At 73.9% G+C, this 14127-nt stretch carries 13 protein-coding genes; 8 read left to right on the forward strand and 5 right to left on the reverse strand.

Going from position 1 to position 14127, the window contains the following annotated elements; all coding sequences use genetic code 11:
• Positions 1 to 5 precede the first annotated feature (5 nt).
• Genes IF46_RS0130765 through IF46_RS0130780 form a run of 4 tightly spaced genes read right to left on the reverse strand, consistent with a single transcriptional unit; the run spans position 6 to position 3445 of the window.
• A complete protein-coding gene (locus tag IF46_RS0130765; RefSeq protein WP_030491914.1) occupies positions 6 to 917 on the reverse strand; it encodes an SDR family NAD(P)-dependent oxidoreductase in 912 nt (303 codons plus the stop codon).
• Between the two features lie 22 nt (positions 918 to 939).
• Positions 940 to 2448 (reverse strand): flavin-containing monooxygenase, encoded by a 1509-nt coding sequence (locus IF46_RS0130770; protein ID WP_030491915.1) that lies wholly within the window; start codon positions 2446 to 2448, stop codon positions 940 to 942.
• 59 nt (positions 2449 to 2507) lie between these two features.
• Complete coding sequence (locus tag IF46_RS0130775) at positions 2508 to 2966, reverse strand: hypothetical protein (RefSeq protein ID WP_030491916.1); 459 nt, start codon at positions 2964 to 2966, stop codon at positions 2508 to 2510.
• Complete coding sequence (locus IF46_RS0130780) at positions 2966 to 3445, reverse strand: hypothetical protein (protein ID WP_030491917.1); 480 nt, start codon at positions 3443 to 3445, stop codon at positions 2966 to 2968. The genes IF46_RS0130775 and IF46_RS0130780 overlap by 1 nt, the downstream gene beginning before the upstream one ends.
• Before the next feature lie 44 nt (positions 3446 to 3489).
• On the opposite strand from IF46_RS0130780, the gene IF46_RS0130785 reads away from it, so the two are divergent.
• The 8 genes from IF46_RS0130785 to IF46_RS0130820 all read left to right on the forward strand — a co-directional run bounded on the left by IF46_RS0130785 (position 3490) and on the right by IF46_RS0130820 (position 13402).
• The gene (locus tag IF46_RS0130785) at positions 3490 to 4467 is read left to right on the forward strand and encodes a helix-turn-helix transcriptional regulator (protein ID WP_030491918.1); all 978 of its coding nucleotides are present in this window, start codon (positions 3490 to 3492) and stop codon (positions 4465 to 4467) included.
• Between the two features lie 91 nt (positions 4468 to 4558).
• Positions 4559 to 5191, forward strand: coding sequence for an ATP-binding cassette domain-containing protein (locus tag IF46_RS33500; RefSeq protein WP_198041573.1), 633 nt, complete (start codon positions 4559 to 4561; stop codon positions 5189 to 5191).
• A complete protein-coding gene (locus IF46_RS0130795; protein ID WP_030491920.1) occupies positions 5188 to 6465 on the forward strand; it encodes a hypothetical protein in 1278 nt (425 codons plus the stop codon). Before IF46_RS33500 ends, IF46_RS0130795 begins: the two co-directional genes overlap by 4 nt.
• A complete protein-coding gene (locus tag IF46_RS0130800; protein ID WP_084598108.1) occupies positions 6462 to 8228 on the forward strand; it encodes an ABC transporter permease subunit in 1767 nt (588 codons plus the stop codon). The genes IF46_RS0130795 and IF46_RS0130800 overlap by 4 nt, the downstream gene beginning before the upstream one ends.
• Positions 8225 to 10609, forward strand: coding sequence for a tetratricopeptide repeat protein (locus IF46_RS32975; protein WP_036393797.1), 2385 nt, complete (start codon positions 8225 to 8227; stop codon positions 10607 to 10609). The genes IF46_RS0130800 and IF46_RS32975 overlap by 4 nt, the downstream gene beginning before the upstream one ends.
• 40 nt (positions 10610 to 10649) lie before the next feature.
• On the forward strand, positions 10650 to 11273 hold the full coding sequence (locus tag IF46_RS0130810; RefSeq protein WP_030491922.1) for an ABC transporter ATP-binding protein: 624 nt from the start codon (positions 10650 to 10652) through the stop codon (positions 11271 to 11273).
• The gene (locus tag IF46_RS0130815; protein ID WP_030491923.1) at positions 11270 to 12691 is read left to right on the forward strand and encodes a DUF6297 family protein; all 1422 of its coding nucleotides are present in this window, start codon (positions 11270 to 11272) and stop codon (positions 12689 to 12691) included. Before IF46_RS0130810 ends, IF46_RS0130815 begins: the two co-directional genes overlap by 4 nt.
• A gap of 132 nt (positions 12692 to 12823) precedes the next feature.
• Positions 12824 to 13402 carry a dihydrofolate reductase family protein gene (locus tag IF46_RS0130820; protein WP_030491924.1) on the forward strand — a complete coding sequence of 193 codons (579 nt, stop codon included), beginning with the start codon at positions 12824 to 12826 and terminating at the stop codon, positions 13400 to 13402.
• Here the strand turns inward: IF46_RS0130820 and IF46_RS0130825 are convergent.
• Positions 13384 to 14094: a helix-turn-helix domain-containing protein gene (locus IF46_RS0130825; protein WP_030491925.1), complete on the reverse strand. Its 711-nt coding sequence runs from the start codon at positions 14092 to 14094 to the stop codon at positions 13384 to 13386. The two genes, IF46_RS0130820 and IF46_RS0130825, sit on opposite strands and share 19 nt — an antisense overlap.
• Between the last annotated feature and the right edge of the window lie 33 nt (positions 14095 to 14127).

Consider the following 14127-nt stretch of genomic DNA (forward strand, 5'->3'; position numbering starts at 1 on the left):
CGCGGTCACGCCACCTCGCGGGCCGGGTCGACGAGGGCGTCGGCGGGTCGTGGCGCGGGGACACCGGGGGCCAGCGGCGTCGGCCGGGCCACGCCGCGGTTCAGGCCGGTGACCAGGAGCCGGTTGTACGAGGCCGGCATGACCCGGGCCAGCAGGTCGGGCAGCTTCGCCGACCAGCCGATCAACACCCGGCCCCGCCGCCGCTCGACACCGCGCAGGATCACCTCGGCGGCCCGCTCCGGCGCGATGGTCAGCAGCTTCTCGAACTGCGCCCGGCCGGCCGCGTACTCCTCGGGGGCGACGCCGCTGCCGATCCGGGCGTTCTCGGTGATCCGGGTGCGGATCCCGCCGGGGTGCACCGAGGTCACCCCGATGCCGTCGTCGACCAGCTCGTGGCGCAGCGCCTCGGTGAAGCCGCGCACGGCGAACTTGCTCGCCGCGTACGCGGTCTGCCCGGCCGGCGCGATCAGCCCGAACAGGCTGGAGATGTTGACCAGGTGCGCGCCCGGTTCGGCCCGGAGGGTGGGCAGCAGCGCGTGGGTCAGCTGCACCACGGCCCGGAAGTTGACGTCGATCACCCAGCTGAACTCGTCGAATGTCACCTGGTCGAACCGGCCGCCGAGACCGACGCCGGCGTTGTTCACCAGCAGGCGTACGCGTGGGTGCCGCTGGCTGATCTCCGCGGCCACCTGGGCGGTGGCGGTGCCGTCGGCGAGGTCCACGAGGTACGTGCAGAGCTGACGATCCGGATGGTCGGCGCGGATCGCCGCGACGACCGCGTCCAGCCGCTCGGCGTCCCGGTCCAACAGGACCAGGTCGCTGCCGCGTCGGGCCAGCGCTTGGGCCAGCGCCGCGCCGATGCCGCTGGCCGCCCCGGTGACCACTGCCGTCGCGTCGGCGAAGTCGAACCTCTGCACGATCCTGCTCCTCTGCTGACGGTTACCGACGCTCAGACGCGACGGAACGCTCGATGTTGTCGGGCGTGCTCACCCCGGCGGCGCGCGAGAACCGCACACCCTCGTCGGTGAGCCGGCCGTGCCGCATCAGCAACACGTCGCGGACGTAGTTCTGGTGCAGTCGCCACGGCGCGGCCGCGCCCTGCTTGGGTAGCGTGTCGACGGCGCGCAGCACGTAGCCGGAGCGCAGGTCGATCAGCGGCACCCGCTCGGCGTCGGGCGGTGGGAGTGGGGTGACGACCTGCTGGCCGGTGCGGTCCAGGTGCCGCAGCAGGCGGCAGACGTAGCCGGCGACCAGGTCGGCCTTGAGCGTCCACGAGGCGTTGGTGTAGCCGAGGGTCAACGCGAAGTTCGGCACACCGGAGAGCATCATGCCCTTGTAGGCGACGGTGCTCGCGACGTCGACGTCGGTGCCGTCCACGCGCAGCGTCAGGCCACCGAGGGCGAGCAGGTTGAGCCCGGTCGCGGTGACCACGATGTCGGCGGGCAACTCCGCGCCGGAGCTCAGCCGGACACCGTGCGCGGTGAAGGTGTCGATGGTGTCGGTGACCACCGACGCGGTGCCGTCGCGCACGGCCGTGAACAGGTCGCCGTCGGGCGCCACGCAGAGCCGCTGGTCCCAGGGGTCGTAGCGGGGCGAGAAGTGCCTGTCGACGTCGTACCCCACCGGGAGCCGGCCCCGCGCGGCCCGGCGCAGCACCCGCTTCACCAGGCCGGGCGCACGCCGGCTGAGCTGGAAGTTGACGGTGGACACCAGCACGTTCTTCCAGCGCACCACCGGGTACGCGGCCTTCGCCGGCAACCAGCGTCGCAACGCGTCAGCCAGCCGGTCGCGGGCGGGCAGCGCCAGAATGTACGTCGGTGAGCGCTGGAGCATGGTCACGTGCGCGGCCCGCCGCGCCATCGCCGGGACCAGGGTGACCGCGGTGGCACCGCTGCCGATCACCACCACCCGCTTGCCGGAGTGGTCGAGGTCGTCGGGCCAGTGCTGCGGGTGCACCAACCGCCCGGCGTACGCGTCGACACCGGGCAGGGGTGGGGTGTAGCCCTCGTCGTAGCGGTAGTAGCCGGCGCAGGCGAAGAGGAACGAGCAGGTCAGCACCACGGTTTCGGCGGTGTCGGTGCGCTGGGCGTGCACCGTCCAGCGGGCGGTGGCGCTGTCCCACTCGGCGCGCAGCACCCGGTGCCGGAAGCGGATGTGCCGCGGCACGTCGTATTCCCGGGCGGTCTCCCGCACGTACTCCCGGATGGTCGTGCCGTCGGCGATGGCCTTCGGGGCGGTCCACGGCTTGAACGCGTAGCCGAGGGTGAACATGTCCGAGTCGGAGCGGATGCCCGGGTAGCGGAACAGGTCCCAGGTGCCGCCGATGGCGTCGCGTGCCTCCAGCACCGCGTACGTCTTGTCGGGGCAGTCCCGGCGCAGGTGGCAGGCGGCCCCGATGCCGGACAGGCCAGCGCCGATGATCAGCACGTCGACGTGGTCGGAGGCCATCGCGTTTCTCCATCCGGGGCGGTGGACGGACATTAACACCGCACCCGGATGGCCGGAAACTAGTCGGACGCCCGGGTGGAGGTCATGATCCAGTTGGTTTCCCAGGTCTGCTCGCCGTCGACGGAGAACGCCTGCTCCCAGCGGGCCGTGGTCGCGCTGATGTCCGACCAGATGAACCGGCACCGCACCGGCCGCCCCTCGTGCTGGTCGTCGGCGTAGAAGCGGCCGACGCCGTCGACGAATCGGCCCACCATCGGCGGCTGCCCCAGCACCCCGTCGACGCTGCTCATCCAGTAGATCGACCACTCCTCACGCGCCGGGTCGAAGATCCTGACCGTGGCACCCGCGGAACCCTTGGTCGGGAAGGTGATCTCGTCGAAGTTGCCGCCCCCACCGAAGAAGCTGTGCGCGACCGACACCCCCGGAAACTCCTCCCACTCGTCGGAGCCCACCAGCCGCTCACGCAACCGCCGGTTCACCACGTTCCAGGTGCCCACATAGAAGTCGAAGTCGCCCATCAGTGGCCCACCGACCCTTCCGCTCGCGTGTCGTCGAGATATCCAGCCAGGTCGGGTTTGTCCGGCGCAAGCATGTGGTGGACCCAGGCGGCCCGCTCGTGCTCCAGCACCGCCAACTCCCACACGCAGCCCACGGCGGGTCGACGTACCTCGACGAAGTGGGTCGGGTCGTCGTCCGGGCAGTTCAGCGCCGGTTGTCCGGCCGCAGCGACACGGACCTCCACCGCGTTGTCCCACACCCAGGTGTACGCCAGCAGGTAGGCGCCGGTGTCCGCGCCCCGGTGCAGCACCACCCACCCGGCGGCCGGGGTGCCGTCGTCGACGATGTCGACCAGCAGCATCGGCAGGTGGTCGTACGCGGCCTTCTCCACCTCCGGTTCGAGCGGCCGATCCGGCTGGTCTATGTGGTAGCGCTTGAGTTGCCGTCCGTCCACGGTGACCGGTCCGGGCGTTCGTAGTTCCTTGTCGTGAAATGCCATAACGGGACGGTAGGACGGGTCCCCTGACAACTAGTGTCAGTGAAGTGCGGGCCTCTCGACTTCTTTCCCTCCTCCTGTTGCTCCAGCAGCACGGCCGGCTGACAGCCACCCAGCTCGCCGAGCGGCTGACCGTCTCCCCTCGCACGATCTACCGGGACGTGGAGTCGCTGCACGCCGCCGGCATCCCGCTCTACGGCGAGGCCGGGCACGCCGGCGGCTACCAGCTCGTCGACGGCTGGCGAACCCGACTGACCGGGCTGACCGCCGAGGAGGCCGACCGGCTGTTCCTCGCCGGGCTGCCCGGCCCCGCCGACGAGCTGGGCTACGGCGATGTGGTGGCCGCGCTGCAACTCAAGCTGCACGCCGCGCTCCCCGCGCCGCTGCGCGACCGGGCGACCCAGCTCCAGCAGCGCTTCCACCTGGACACTCCCGGTTGGTACGCCGACGGCGACGCCTCCCCCGAGCTGGCCCGCACGGCCGAGGCGGTCTGGCGGCAGCACCGCGTCGAGGTGCGCTACCGGGGCTGGAACGGTGAGGTGACCCGGGTCCTGGAGCCGTACGGCCTGGTACTCAAGGGTGGCCGCTGGTATGTGGTGGCCGACCAGCCCGGCCGAGGCGCGCCGGCGACCTACCGGGTCAACCAGATCCTCGCGCTTACCCCGCTGGCCCAGGAGTTCGACCGACCCGCCGACTTCGACCTGCCGGCCTGGTGGCGGGCGCACGTGGTGGGGTTCCGGGCCCGGTTGCACCGAGACGAGGCCACCGTCCGGCTCTCCCCCGCCGGTCGGGAGCGGCTGCGCGAGATCGGCAGCGATCCGGTGGTGACCGCGATGGACGCCAGCGCCGGTCAACCGGACGCGCGGGGCTGGGTGACCGCGGTGCTGCCGATCGAGTCGCTCACCCACGCCCACGGCGAGCTACTGCGCCTCGGTGCCGACGTCGAGGTGCTGACCCCGGTGGCGCTGCGCGAACGGCTGGCCGCCACGGCGGTCGGGCTCGCCGCGCTCTACGCCCCCGCCTGAGCAGCGTCAACTTCTCCACAGTGGATGCGCTGGGGGCATCGATTGTCGGCACGGTGTGCCACCCTGGGACGGTCATCAGCGGTCACCGGAGGTGAGGGTCACGTTACGGCTACGCGCACTGGTCGCCGTTCCCGGCACCGGGCCGGTGACCCTCGACGTTCCTGCCGGCACGCTCGCCGCCCTGGTGGCGCCGCCCCGGTTCGGCACCGCGGTCGCCCGGGTGCTGGCCGGGCTCGCCGCTCCGGTGACCGGTCGCATCCTGGTCGGCGACCGCGACGTCACCGGCCTGCCGCCGCCGCGCCGACAGATCGGCTACGTGCCCGCCGGTGGGGCGCTGCTGCCGCAGCTCACCGTGCGGCGCAACATCGAGTACGGCCAACGCAAACGCGAACGGGTGCACGAGGTCGCCAACGACTGGACGGCCACGGTGGTCGACCGGCTCGAGTTGGCGCTGTCCCTCGCCCTGCTGCCGCACCAGATCTCCGCCGCCCAACGGTTCCGGGTGGCGCTCGCCCGTGCGGCGGCCTGCCTGCCCGAGGTGCTCGTGGTCGACCTGCCGGCCGGCTCGGCGGGCGACAGCCGCCTCGGTGACCTGATGCCTCGGCTCTCCCCACCGGACGCCCCCGGGGTGGCGGTGCTGGTCTGCACCGCCGACCCGGCCACCCTGGCCGAGATTCCGGTGCGGCACGAGCTGGTCACCGAGCCGAGCGAGGTGACCCGATGAGGCCGACCACCCGAGCGAGTCGTCGTACGCTGCTGCGGGCCGCCGCCGCGGGCGCCACCGCCCTGGCTGCCGGCTGTTCCGGTGGAACCCGGTCGGTGCAGGTGGCGGTGGTCTGGAGCAGCAGCGAGCTGGACCGGTTCCGGGAGGTCGTCGCCGGTTACCCCGCCCCGGTGCAGGTGGTCAGCGCCGGCAACGACATCGACGCGTTCCTGCGGGCCCGGCACCTCGCCGGCACCAGCCCGGACGTGGCGATCCTGCCGCGCCCCGGCCTGGTCACCGAGTACGCCCAGCGCGGGTGGCTGAGCCCGGTGCGCGGGTCCACCGAGTACGCGGTGCCCGCCGGGCTGGGCGAGCTGCTGACGGCCGAGGGCCAGCGCTACGGCGTCTGGGTCAAGGCGGCACACAAGTCGCTGGTCTGGCATTTGCCCTCCACGCTGCCCGTGCCGCCGGCCGACTGGGACGCGCTGGTCCGGCGGACACGGGAGCTCGGCGCGCTCGCCCGGCGCGAGGGCGGCCCGGCGCCCCTGGCGATCGGCGCCGCAGATGGGTGGGTGCTCACCGACTGGTTCGAGAACGTCCTGGCCGACGTGGCACCGGAGGGCTACAACACCCTCGCCTGGCCGGACGCCGACTGGCAGGGCGGGCCGGTGCGCGAGGCTCTCGACCGGCTCGCCGGGCTCTGGAGCATCGACGGGGCGTTCGTCGGCGGGGGCCGTCGTGCCCTGCTCACCCAGTACGAGGAGTCGGTGATCCAGGTGGTGCACACCCGGCGGGCGGTGATGCTCGTCGGGGCCGACTTCACCGCCGACGTCATCGGCCCGTTCCAGCGCGGCCCGGAGGCCCCGGTCACGTTCCGGTTCCCCGGGGCCCAGCCGGGCGGCGGCCCGCTGATCGTCGGCGGGGACGCGGCCGTGGCGTTCGCCGACGCCCGGGGCGGGGTCGAGCTGGTCGAGTGGCTCACCCGGGCCGACTCGTTCCAGCCGTGGCTGCGCGCCGGCGGTTACCTCTCGCCCAACACCAACGTCTCGATCGGCAGCTACCGGGACCGGGTCGGCCAGCGGCTCGCCGTGGAGATGCGCGCACCCGGCACCCTGCGTTTCGATCTCTCCGATCAGTTGCCCGGCGCGTTCACCGGCTCGGACGGGGTCGGCATCTGGCGGATCATGCAGGGCTTCTTCGCCGACGTCACCGACGGGGTCCGCGCCAGCGAGGCGATCCGTCGGGCCACTGGCCTGCTCGCCGCGGCGGCTCGCAGCGCGGAGGGCGGCCGATGAGCCAGGTGCGGGTCCTCGGCGAGCTGGCGGTCCTCGACGACGTCGGGCCAGCCCGCCGGGGTCGGGCGTATCCGGCAGCGGGGGCGACGTCGGCGCTGCTGTTGCCGGCCGCGGTGCTGCTCGGCGGATTGGTGCTGTGGCCGGTGCTGCGGACCATGCACGCCAGCGTCACCACCGACGGTCGCTGGGTCGGCGCGGCGCACTTTCGGACCGCGCTCGCCGCCCCGGGCACCGGCGCGGTGGTCGGCCGGACGGTCCTCTGGGCGCTGTTGGTGCCGGCGGTGGTGACGGCGCTGGGCTACCTGCTCGCTGCCGCGTCGCGCCGATCCCAGGAGGGCGGCCTGGTCCGGTTGATCCTCCTGGTGCCGGTCGCGTTGCCGCTTGTCGTCACCGGCGTCACCTTCCGGCTGATGTACGACCCGGACCCGAGCCGGGGGCTGGCCACCCTGGTCGCGACCCGGCTGATCGGCCGTTCGGTTGACGACGCACCGCAGTTGCTCGGGCCGGGGATGGTCACCGTCGCGTTGATGTCGGCGTTCGTCTGGGCCTGGGTGGGGTTGGCGGTGCTGGTGTTCCGGTCCGCGCTGGACGCGGTGCCGCCGAGTCTCGCCGACGCGGTCCGCGCCTACGGCGGTGGGCGTCGCCATGTGCTGTGGGACGCGCAGTGGCGGCCGCTTCTGCTGCGCACGACCGCGGTGGTCTTCGCGCTGGTGGCGGTCGGCACCAGCCGCACCTTCGACCTCATCCTGGTGATGACTCCCGGCTCGGTCCGCGACGAGGCCTCCGTGCTGGCGCTGCGGATCTGGCAGACGTCCGGGGGCACCACCACCGGCGACGGGGCCGCGCTCGGCGTGGTGTGGTTGGTGGCGGTCGTCGGCGGGATCATGGTGGCCGCGCTCTTCGTCCGCCAGGCCTGGCCCCCGCCGCGCATCGAGGCGGCACCGGAGCCCGGCCCGGTGACTCCTCCCCGGCGGGTGATTCGGCTGCTCGCGGCGGGTGCCGCGATCGCCTGGCTAGTGCCGCTGGCGGTGCTGGTCGCCACGTCGGCGCACGGCAGGGTGGACGCCGCCGCGCGGGGTTGGTGGTCGACGCCGCCGAACGGCGAGTCCTATCGCAACCTGGTCACCGGCACGGAGCTGTGGCGCACGCTGGGCTTCACGCTGCTGCTGGCCACCGCGGTGACCGCCACGGTGCTGGTGGTGGCGCTGCTGGCCGCGTACCCATTGGCCTGGTTGACCGGGCCGGCCGCGCAGGCCACCGGGCTGCTGCTGCTGGCGGCCAGCGTGGTGCCGATCCAGGTGATCGCCGGACCGGTCAACGAGGTGCTGGGCCTGGTGCTCTCCTCCGGCACGGCGCAGGGCCTGGCCCTGGTGCACATCGCGCTGGGTGTGCCGTTCGCGGTGCTGGTGCTGCGCAACGCGTTCGCCGACCTGCCGGTCGAGCAGGTCCGCGACGCCCGGCTGGGCGGCCGCCGGTGGTGGCACACCCTGCGCCGGTTGGCCCGGCACAACCGGTCGGCGGTGGTGGCGGTCTCCGTGCTGGAGTTCGTCCAGGTCTGGAACGACCTGGTGGTGGGTCGGTTGTTCAGCGCGTCGGGGGCGTCGCCGCTCGGGCCGTTCCTGGCCGAGCAGACCCGCAGCTTCGTGAGCAACAGTGGCGCGCTGGCCGCCAGCTCGGTGCTCGCCTCGGTGCTGCCGGTGGTGCTCGTGGTCCTCTCCCGGCGGCACCTGGTCGCCGGGCTCGTCTCCGGGGGTGTCCGGTGACCGGGCCGGGTGGTGCCCGCGGTGGCTCGCGCTGGCCGGCGCTGATCGCGATCGGCGGCGTGGTCGGCAGCGTCCTCGCCAACGTGGCCAGCAACCTGGCCGGCAACCTGCTCTCCGAGCTGGCGGCCAGCGTGCTCGGGCCGGTGACCATCGTCCTGGCCGGCGGCGGCGTCGTCGGTTACGTGGTGTACGAGGTGCGTCGCCGCCGGGCCGGCCGGGAGGTCGGCCCCGAGCCGACGGATGTGCTCACCACACCGGCCACCGGGGCGCCCACCCTGCCGTACACGGCCGAGTTCACCGGTCGCGGCGAGCACGTCGACGCGGTGGTCGGCCTGCTCGCGCGCGAGCACGCGGTGGCGGTCCTGGGTCGACGCGCGGTGGGCACCTCCGCGTGCGCGGTACAGGCCGCCAACCAGTGCCGGGAAGGCTTCCCGGACGGGCAGTACTACCTCGACCTGCGGCGGCGGGGCCGACCCCGCTCGGCCCGGCAGGTGCTCACCGCGCTGGCCCGGATCCTGGGCACCGCCGCGCCGACCTCCGGCCGGCCGGACGCGCTCGCCGCCGCCGCCGACGCGCTGCGCGGCCAGCTCGACGGTCGCAAGATCCTGCTGGTGCTGGACAACGTCGACCGCCCGGACCAGGTCCGGCCACTGTTGCCGCCCACCGCGCGCACCTGCCGCCTGCTGCTCGCCGGCGGTCCGGCGCTCGTCGGTCTGGAGGGTGTGGTCGCGCACTGGATCGCCGAACCGGGCACGTCCGAGGCGGTGGAGCTGTTCGCGACGGCGGGCGGGGCCGCGCCGGCCGCCCGGGTCCGTCGCGCCGACCCGCGCACCGACCCGGCGGTACGCGACATCGTCGACCTGTGCGGACGGCAGCCGCGCACCGTCCGCGCGCTCGGTTACCGCACGGCACAGCACGGCTGGCGGCACTCCGACGTGCTGGACGCGCTGCGTCGCGCGGTGCAGACGCCACCGCACCAGCGGCTCGCCGTGTCGCCGGCGGCCCGTCTGGTCACCGAGCGGGACATCGCGTACCGGGTGTTGCCCCGTGAGGCCCGCCGGTTGTACCGACTGATGTCGCTGGTCCCCGCCCCGGTGGACCGGCCGACCATCGCCGCGCTGGCCGGGCGGCACCCCGAGCTGGTGACCGTGCTGCTCGACCGGCTGGCCGCCGCGGCGTTCGTGGTCGGCGCGCCTGGCGACCGGTACGAGATCCGCCCCCTGCTGGCCGGCAGCGCCCGACTGCACCTGCGCGACGCCGACCCGGCCCGGGCCCGGGTCGCCGCGCAGGCCCGGCTGACCCGACACCTGGCCCGCCGGGCCGAACGGCACGCGGCCAACCTGGCGGTGCTCGGCTCCCCACCGGACCGGGAGTGGTCGCTGCCGCTCGACGACGACCCGTACGGCTGGTTCGACCTGCACCAGGAGTTGCTGCTGGCGGTGGTGCGGGTGCCGGCCGGCGCGAAGGAGACCCTGCCCCGCCGGGTACGCCGGTGGTGGTTCCGGCTGGCCGTGGCGCTCTGCGGGTGGCTGGCGTACGCCGAACGGCTCGACGAGTGGGAGCAGGTCTGCCGCACCGTGCTGGCCACCCCGACCGCCGACGACCGCCCGGAGATCGCCGGGTGGGCGCACAACGAGCTGGGCGTGCTGCGCCGCCGTCGGCACGACCCGCAGGGGGCGGCGGCGGCGCTCACCCTCGCGGTCAACGAACGGGGGCGGCGGGGCAACGCCCAGGCGCGGATGAACCTCGGCCTGGCCCTGCTCGACCTGGGGCAGCTCGACGACGCGGTGGAGCACCTGGAGATGTCGCGCCGACACCGTTCCGGGGCCGACCGCGCCGGGCATGCCCTCACCGACCTGGGCCTGGGCGCGGCGCAGCTGGCCCGGGGTGAACCGGACACCGCGCACCACCACCTGGTGCGGGCGGCCAACACGTTCCGGTCGGTGGGTGACGCACGAGGGTACGCGGCGGCGCTGACCAACCTGGTGCTGGTGCACGCGGCGCTCGGCGAGCATCTGGACGCCGCGCAGGCGTGGCGGGCCGCACTGCGCGAGTACGAGTCGGTAAACGACCCGACCAGCCGGGCGACGGCGCTGCTCAACGCCGGGGCGACGCTGCTGAGCAGCACCACGGGGCAGGCGCGGACGGCGTACGAGCTGCTGGCCGAGAGCCGGCGGCTGCGCGAGGAGACGCGGCCGACCGCCGGGTTGGCGCGCACCCTGCTCTACCTGGGTGACGCCTGCGCGGCGCTGGGCGACCGGGCCGACGCGCGGCGGCACTGGGTGGACGCGGCGGCGGTGGCCGAGGAGGTCGCCGACGCCCAGGGGTTGGCCGCCGCCGACACCCGACTGGAGGACGACGCCGAGCGCCGCGTGACGTAGGTCGCTCAGGTTGGCCGGTGGCACGGCTCTGGGAGACTCTGTGATCGTGGACGCGCTCTCGGTACGGGGACTCAGCCGCAACTTCGGCAACTTGGTCGTGCTCGACGATGTGAGCTTCACGCTCCCGGCGGGCCGGATCGCTGTGGTGCTGGGGCCCAACGGCAGCGGCAAGACCACCCTGCTGCGCTGTGTCGTGGGCGCCGACCGGCCGGACTCGGGTGAGGTGCTGGTGCAGGGCCGCCGGGCCGACGAGACCGACCCGCAGGTGCGGGCGCTGGTGGCGGCAGCCCTGGACGACATCGACTTCTTCCCCGACCTGTCCGTGGTCGAGCATCTGGAGCTGGTCGCGTACGCCCATGGGGGTGACGCCGAGCCGGTCGAGGAGGTCCTCGCCGAGCTGGGTCTGGAACCGGCCCGCGACCAGCTGCCGGTGACGCTCTCCAGCGGGCAGCGCCGCCGGCTGGCGCTGGCGTCCTGCTTCGTCCGGCCCCGCCGGGTGCTGATCCTGGACGAGCCCGAGCAGCGGCTGGACGTCCGCGGGCGGCAGTGGCTCGCCGACCGCCTGCTGCGGGAACGGGCAGCGGGCACGGCTGTGCTGTTGGCCTCGCACGACCCGGAGCTGATCGACGCGGTGGTCGACGAGCGCATCGAGATCGGCAAGTGACCGCCACGCCGGCCACGATCGCCGACACGCCGGCCGGGGTGCCCACCGCCCGGCAGGTGCGGACGCACCTGCGCAAGGCCCGCAGCCGACACCATGATCATTCCCTCGGCGAGGTGCTGGGCGACGCGTACGTCATGGTCCTGTTCGTGGGCATGTACGGCTGGTTCGCGATCAGCGCCAGCCGTGACCTGCTGGACTCTCCCACGGTGGGGCAGGCCGAGCCGGGGGTGCGGTGGTGGCTGGCGGTCGCCGCGCTGCTGGCCGGCGCGGGGCTCGCCTGGCGTGGCTTGCGCGCGCTCGGCCCGCTGCTGGTCACCCCGGCCACGCAGAGCTGGGCGACGAGCGCGCCGGTCGACCGGCGGGCCTGGCTGGCGCCGCGCTTCGTCCTGTTGCTGGTCGGCGCGGCGGCCGGCACCGCGGCGCTCGGGGTGGCCGTGGCGGCGCTCGGGGGCGTCAGCGACCCGGCCGCCCTGGGCTGGGCTTCGGCGGCCGGCGCGGGGTGGGGTGCGGCCGCGCTGGCGCTCAGCGTCGTCGCCCAGAGCAGCCGGTCGGGTCATCGCTGGCCGTCGCTGGCCGGGGCGGCGCCGATGGCGGCGGCGGCGGTGATCACCGCGCTGGTGGTGCTCGTCGGTCGCCTCGGCGACGGGCTGCCCCGGCCGGCGGCGACGCCGACCGTCGTGTTGTTCGCCGTCGCAGTGCCGCTCGCGGTCGTGGGCACGATCCTCGCGGTCCGCGCGCTGCCCCGGGTCGACCGGGCCACCCTGACCACCGGCGCGCAGTTCGCCAACGCCGCCGCCACGGCCACGATCCTGTTGGATCCGAGCCTGCTCGCCAGCCTGGTGGAGAGCCGCCGCTGGCGGCGGATCGGCCGGGTGTACAGCCGTCGCTTCCGGCCGGGCCCCGGCTGGTGGGCGCTGCTGCAGGCCGACGTACGCCGGCTGCGCCGGCACCCGAGCGCCGTGCTGATCTGGGCAACGCTGATCGGTGTGCAGTACGCTGCCGCGCTCGCCCTGCCCGGGTTGGCCGGGGCCGCGCAGGTGGTGTTCGCGTACCTCGCCGTCGACCGGCTGACCGGCGGTCTGCGCGCGGTCAGCCGCTCACCGGGTCTGCGCCGGGCGCTGGGCGGCAGCGACAACCTGCTGCGCGGGATCCACGTGGTGGTGCCGGCCGTGGGCGCGGGCCTGTGGTGGTTGCTGACCCTGCCGACCGTCGACCCGGGGCCGGCCTGGCTGGCGCCGACGCTGGCGCTCGGGGTGGTGGCCGCCGCGTTCCGGGCCGGCACCCGCCCGCCGATCAACTACGGCGGCGCGACGGTCAACACGCCCTTCGGAATGATCCCGGTCGACCTGCTGCGGCAGGGCTCACGCGGGCCGGCGCTACTCGCCGTGCTGGTCCTCGTCCAGCTGTTCCTGGGCTGAGCTGGCTCATTCGCCCGGTCGGCCCGGGGCCTGATCGCGGCACCACCCGCTGTCGTTTCCGTCCAAGACAGCGCCGCGACCGCGATCTAGCGTGGACCCAGCAGCCGGCTCCGAGCATGAGGAGACAACACAATGCGCGACCTGGTCTACACCGGTTTCATGTCGCTCGACGGCGTCGTGGACTCGCCCGGCGGCGGGCCGGGTGAGGAGCACCGCAGCGGCGGTTGGGTGTTCAAGGACCTCGAGTTCGTCCCAGCGGCCTGGTCGCTGAAAGGCGAGGAGCTGATCGACACGACGGCGCTGATGTTCGGCCGTCGCAGCTACCAGGCGTTCGCGCCGGTCTGGCCCGGTTCGGAGGACCACGCCGGCTACAAGGAGCTGCCCAAGTACGTGGTGTCGAGCACGCTGTCCGACGACGCGCTCACCGACGGGTGGGGGCCGACGACGATCCTGCGCTCGACCGGGGACGTCGCCGCGCTCAAGCAGGGCAAGGGCGGAGCGATCTTCATCCACGGAAGCGCGGAGCTGGCCCGGCGGCTGTCCGATGAGGGCCTGATCGACAGGTACAACCTGCTCGTCTTCCCCGTGCTGCTCGGTGCCGGCAAGAGCCTGTTCGGCCGGGCCGACCGAGACAAGCACATGCTGACGCTGCGGGAGTCGGAGAGCTACTCGAACGGGATCCTCAAGTTGGTCTACGACGTCAAGCGCTGATCCAGGTCGAGGGCGATGGCCCCGCCGGTGCCCTCGCGCAGCTGCCTGACCGTGCGTCCGACGTAGGAGCGCAGTGCCCGGGCCAGGTGCGGCTCGTCGAAGTAGTCAAGCTTGGCGACCACATCAGCGGCCGGGTCGCCGGTAGCCAGCAGCTCCGCCGCCGTGCGAGCCCGCTCGATCTGCCGCACCGCGCCGCGCGTCAGTCCAGTCGCGGCGCGGAACCGGCGTTCGACGGTCCGCCCCGAGACGGCCGGACGGTGGCCCCGCAGCAGGTCGGCGACGAGCAGGTCACGGACCACGGCCCCGGCCCGGACGAGGCCGTCGACCAGGGCCTCGGCGTCGTCGGGGCCGGGAGTCTCCCAGCGCACGCCGTCCAGCCGGAACGTCCGGCGCGTGGTGTCCGGCAGCTCGATGCCGCCGTTGACCAGCATCGGCGTGGGCACGATCCGCAGCGAGGTGCCGATGGCGAACTCGATGCCGGTAAAGGTCGCGCCCTCCGGCACCGGCGCCGCGCCGGTCCGGGTCTCGGGACCGGTGATGCTCGCGTACGTCCGGCCAGCCTGCTCCCAGAACACCAGGCCCCAGCGCGCCCCGGCCACGGACGTCATCGCGGTGACCTGCTCGCTCGTGCATGTCCAGACGGTGTCGACCCATCGCGAGTCGGACCCGCGCGTCTCGAACCGCAGTCCCACGGGCGAAGGATACGCCGGCGAGCACACCGGACG

Origin of the sequence: Micromonospora chokoriensis, from assembly GCF_000718555.1 — a bacterium.
GTDB classification, from domain to species: Bacteria; Actinomycetota; Actinomycetes; order Mycobacteriales; family Micromonosporaceae; genus Micromonospora; species Micromonospora chokoriensis_B.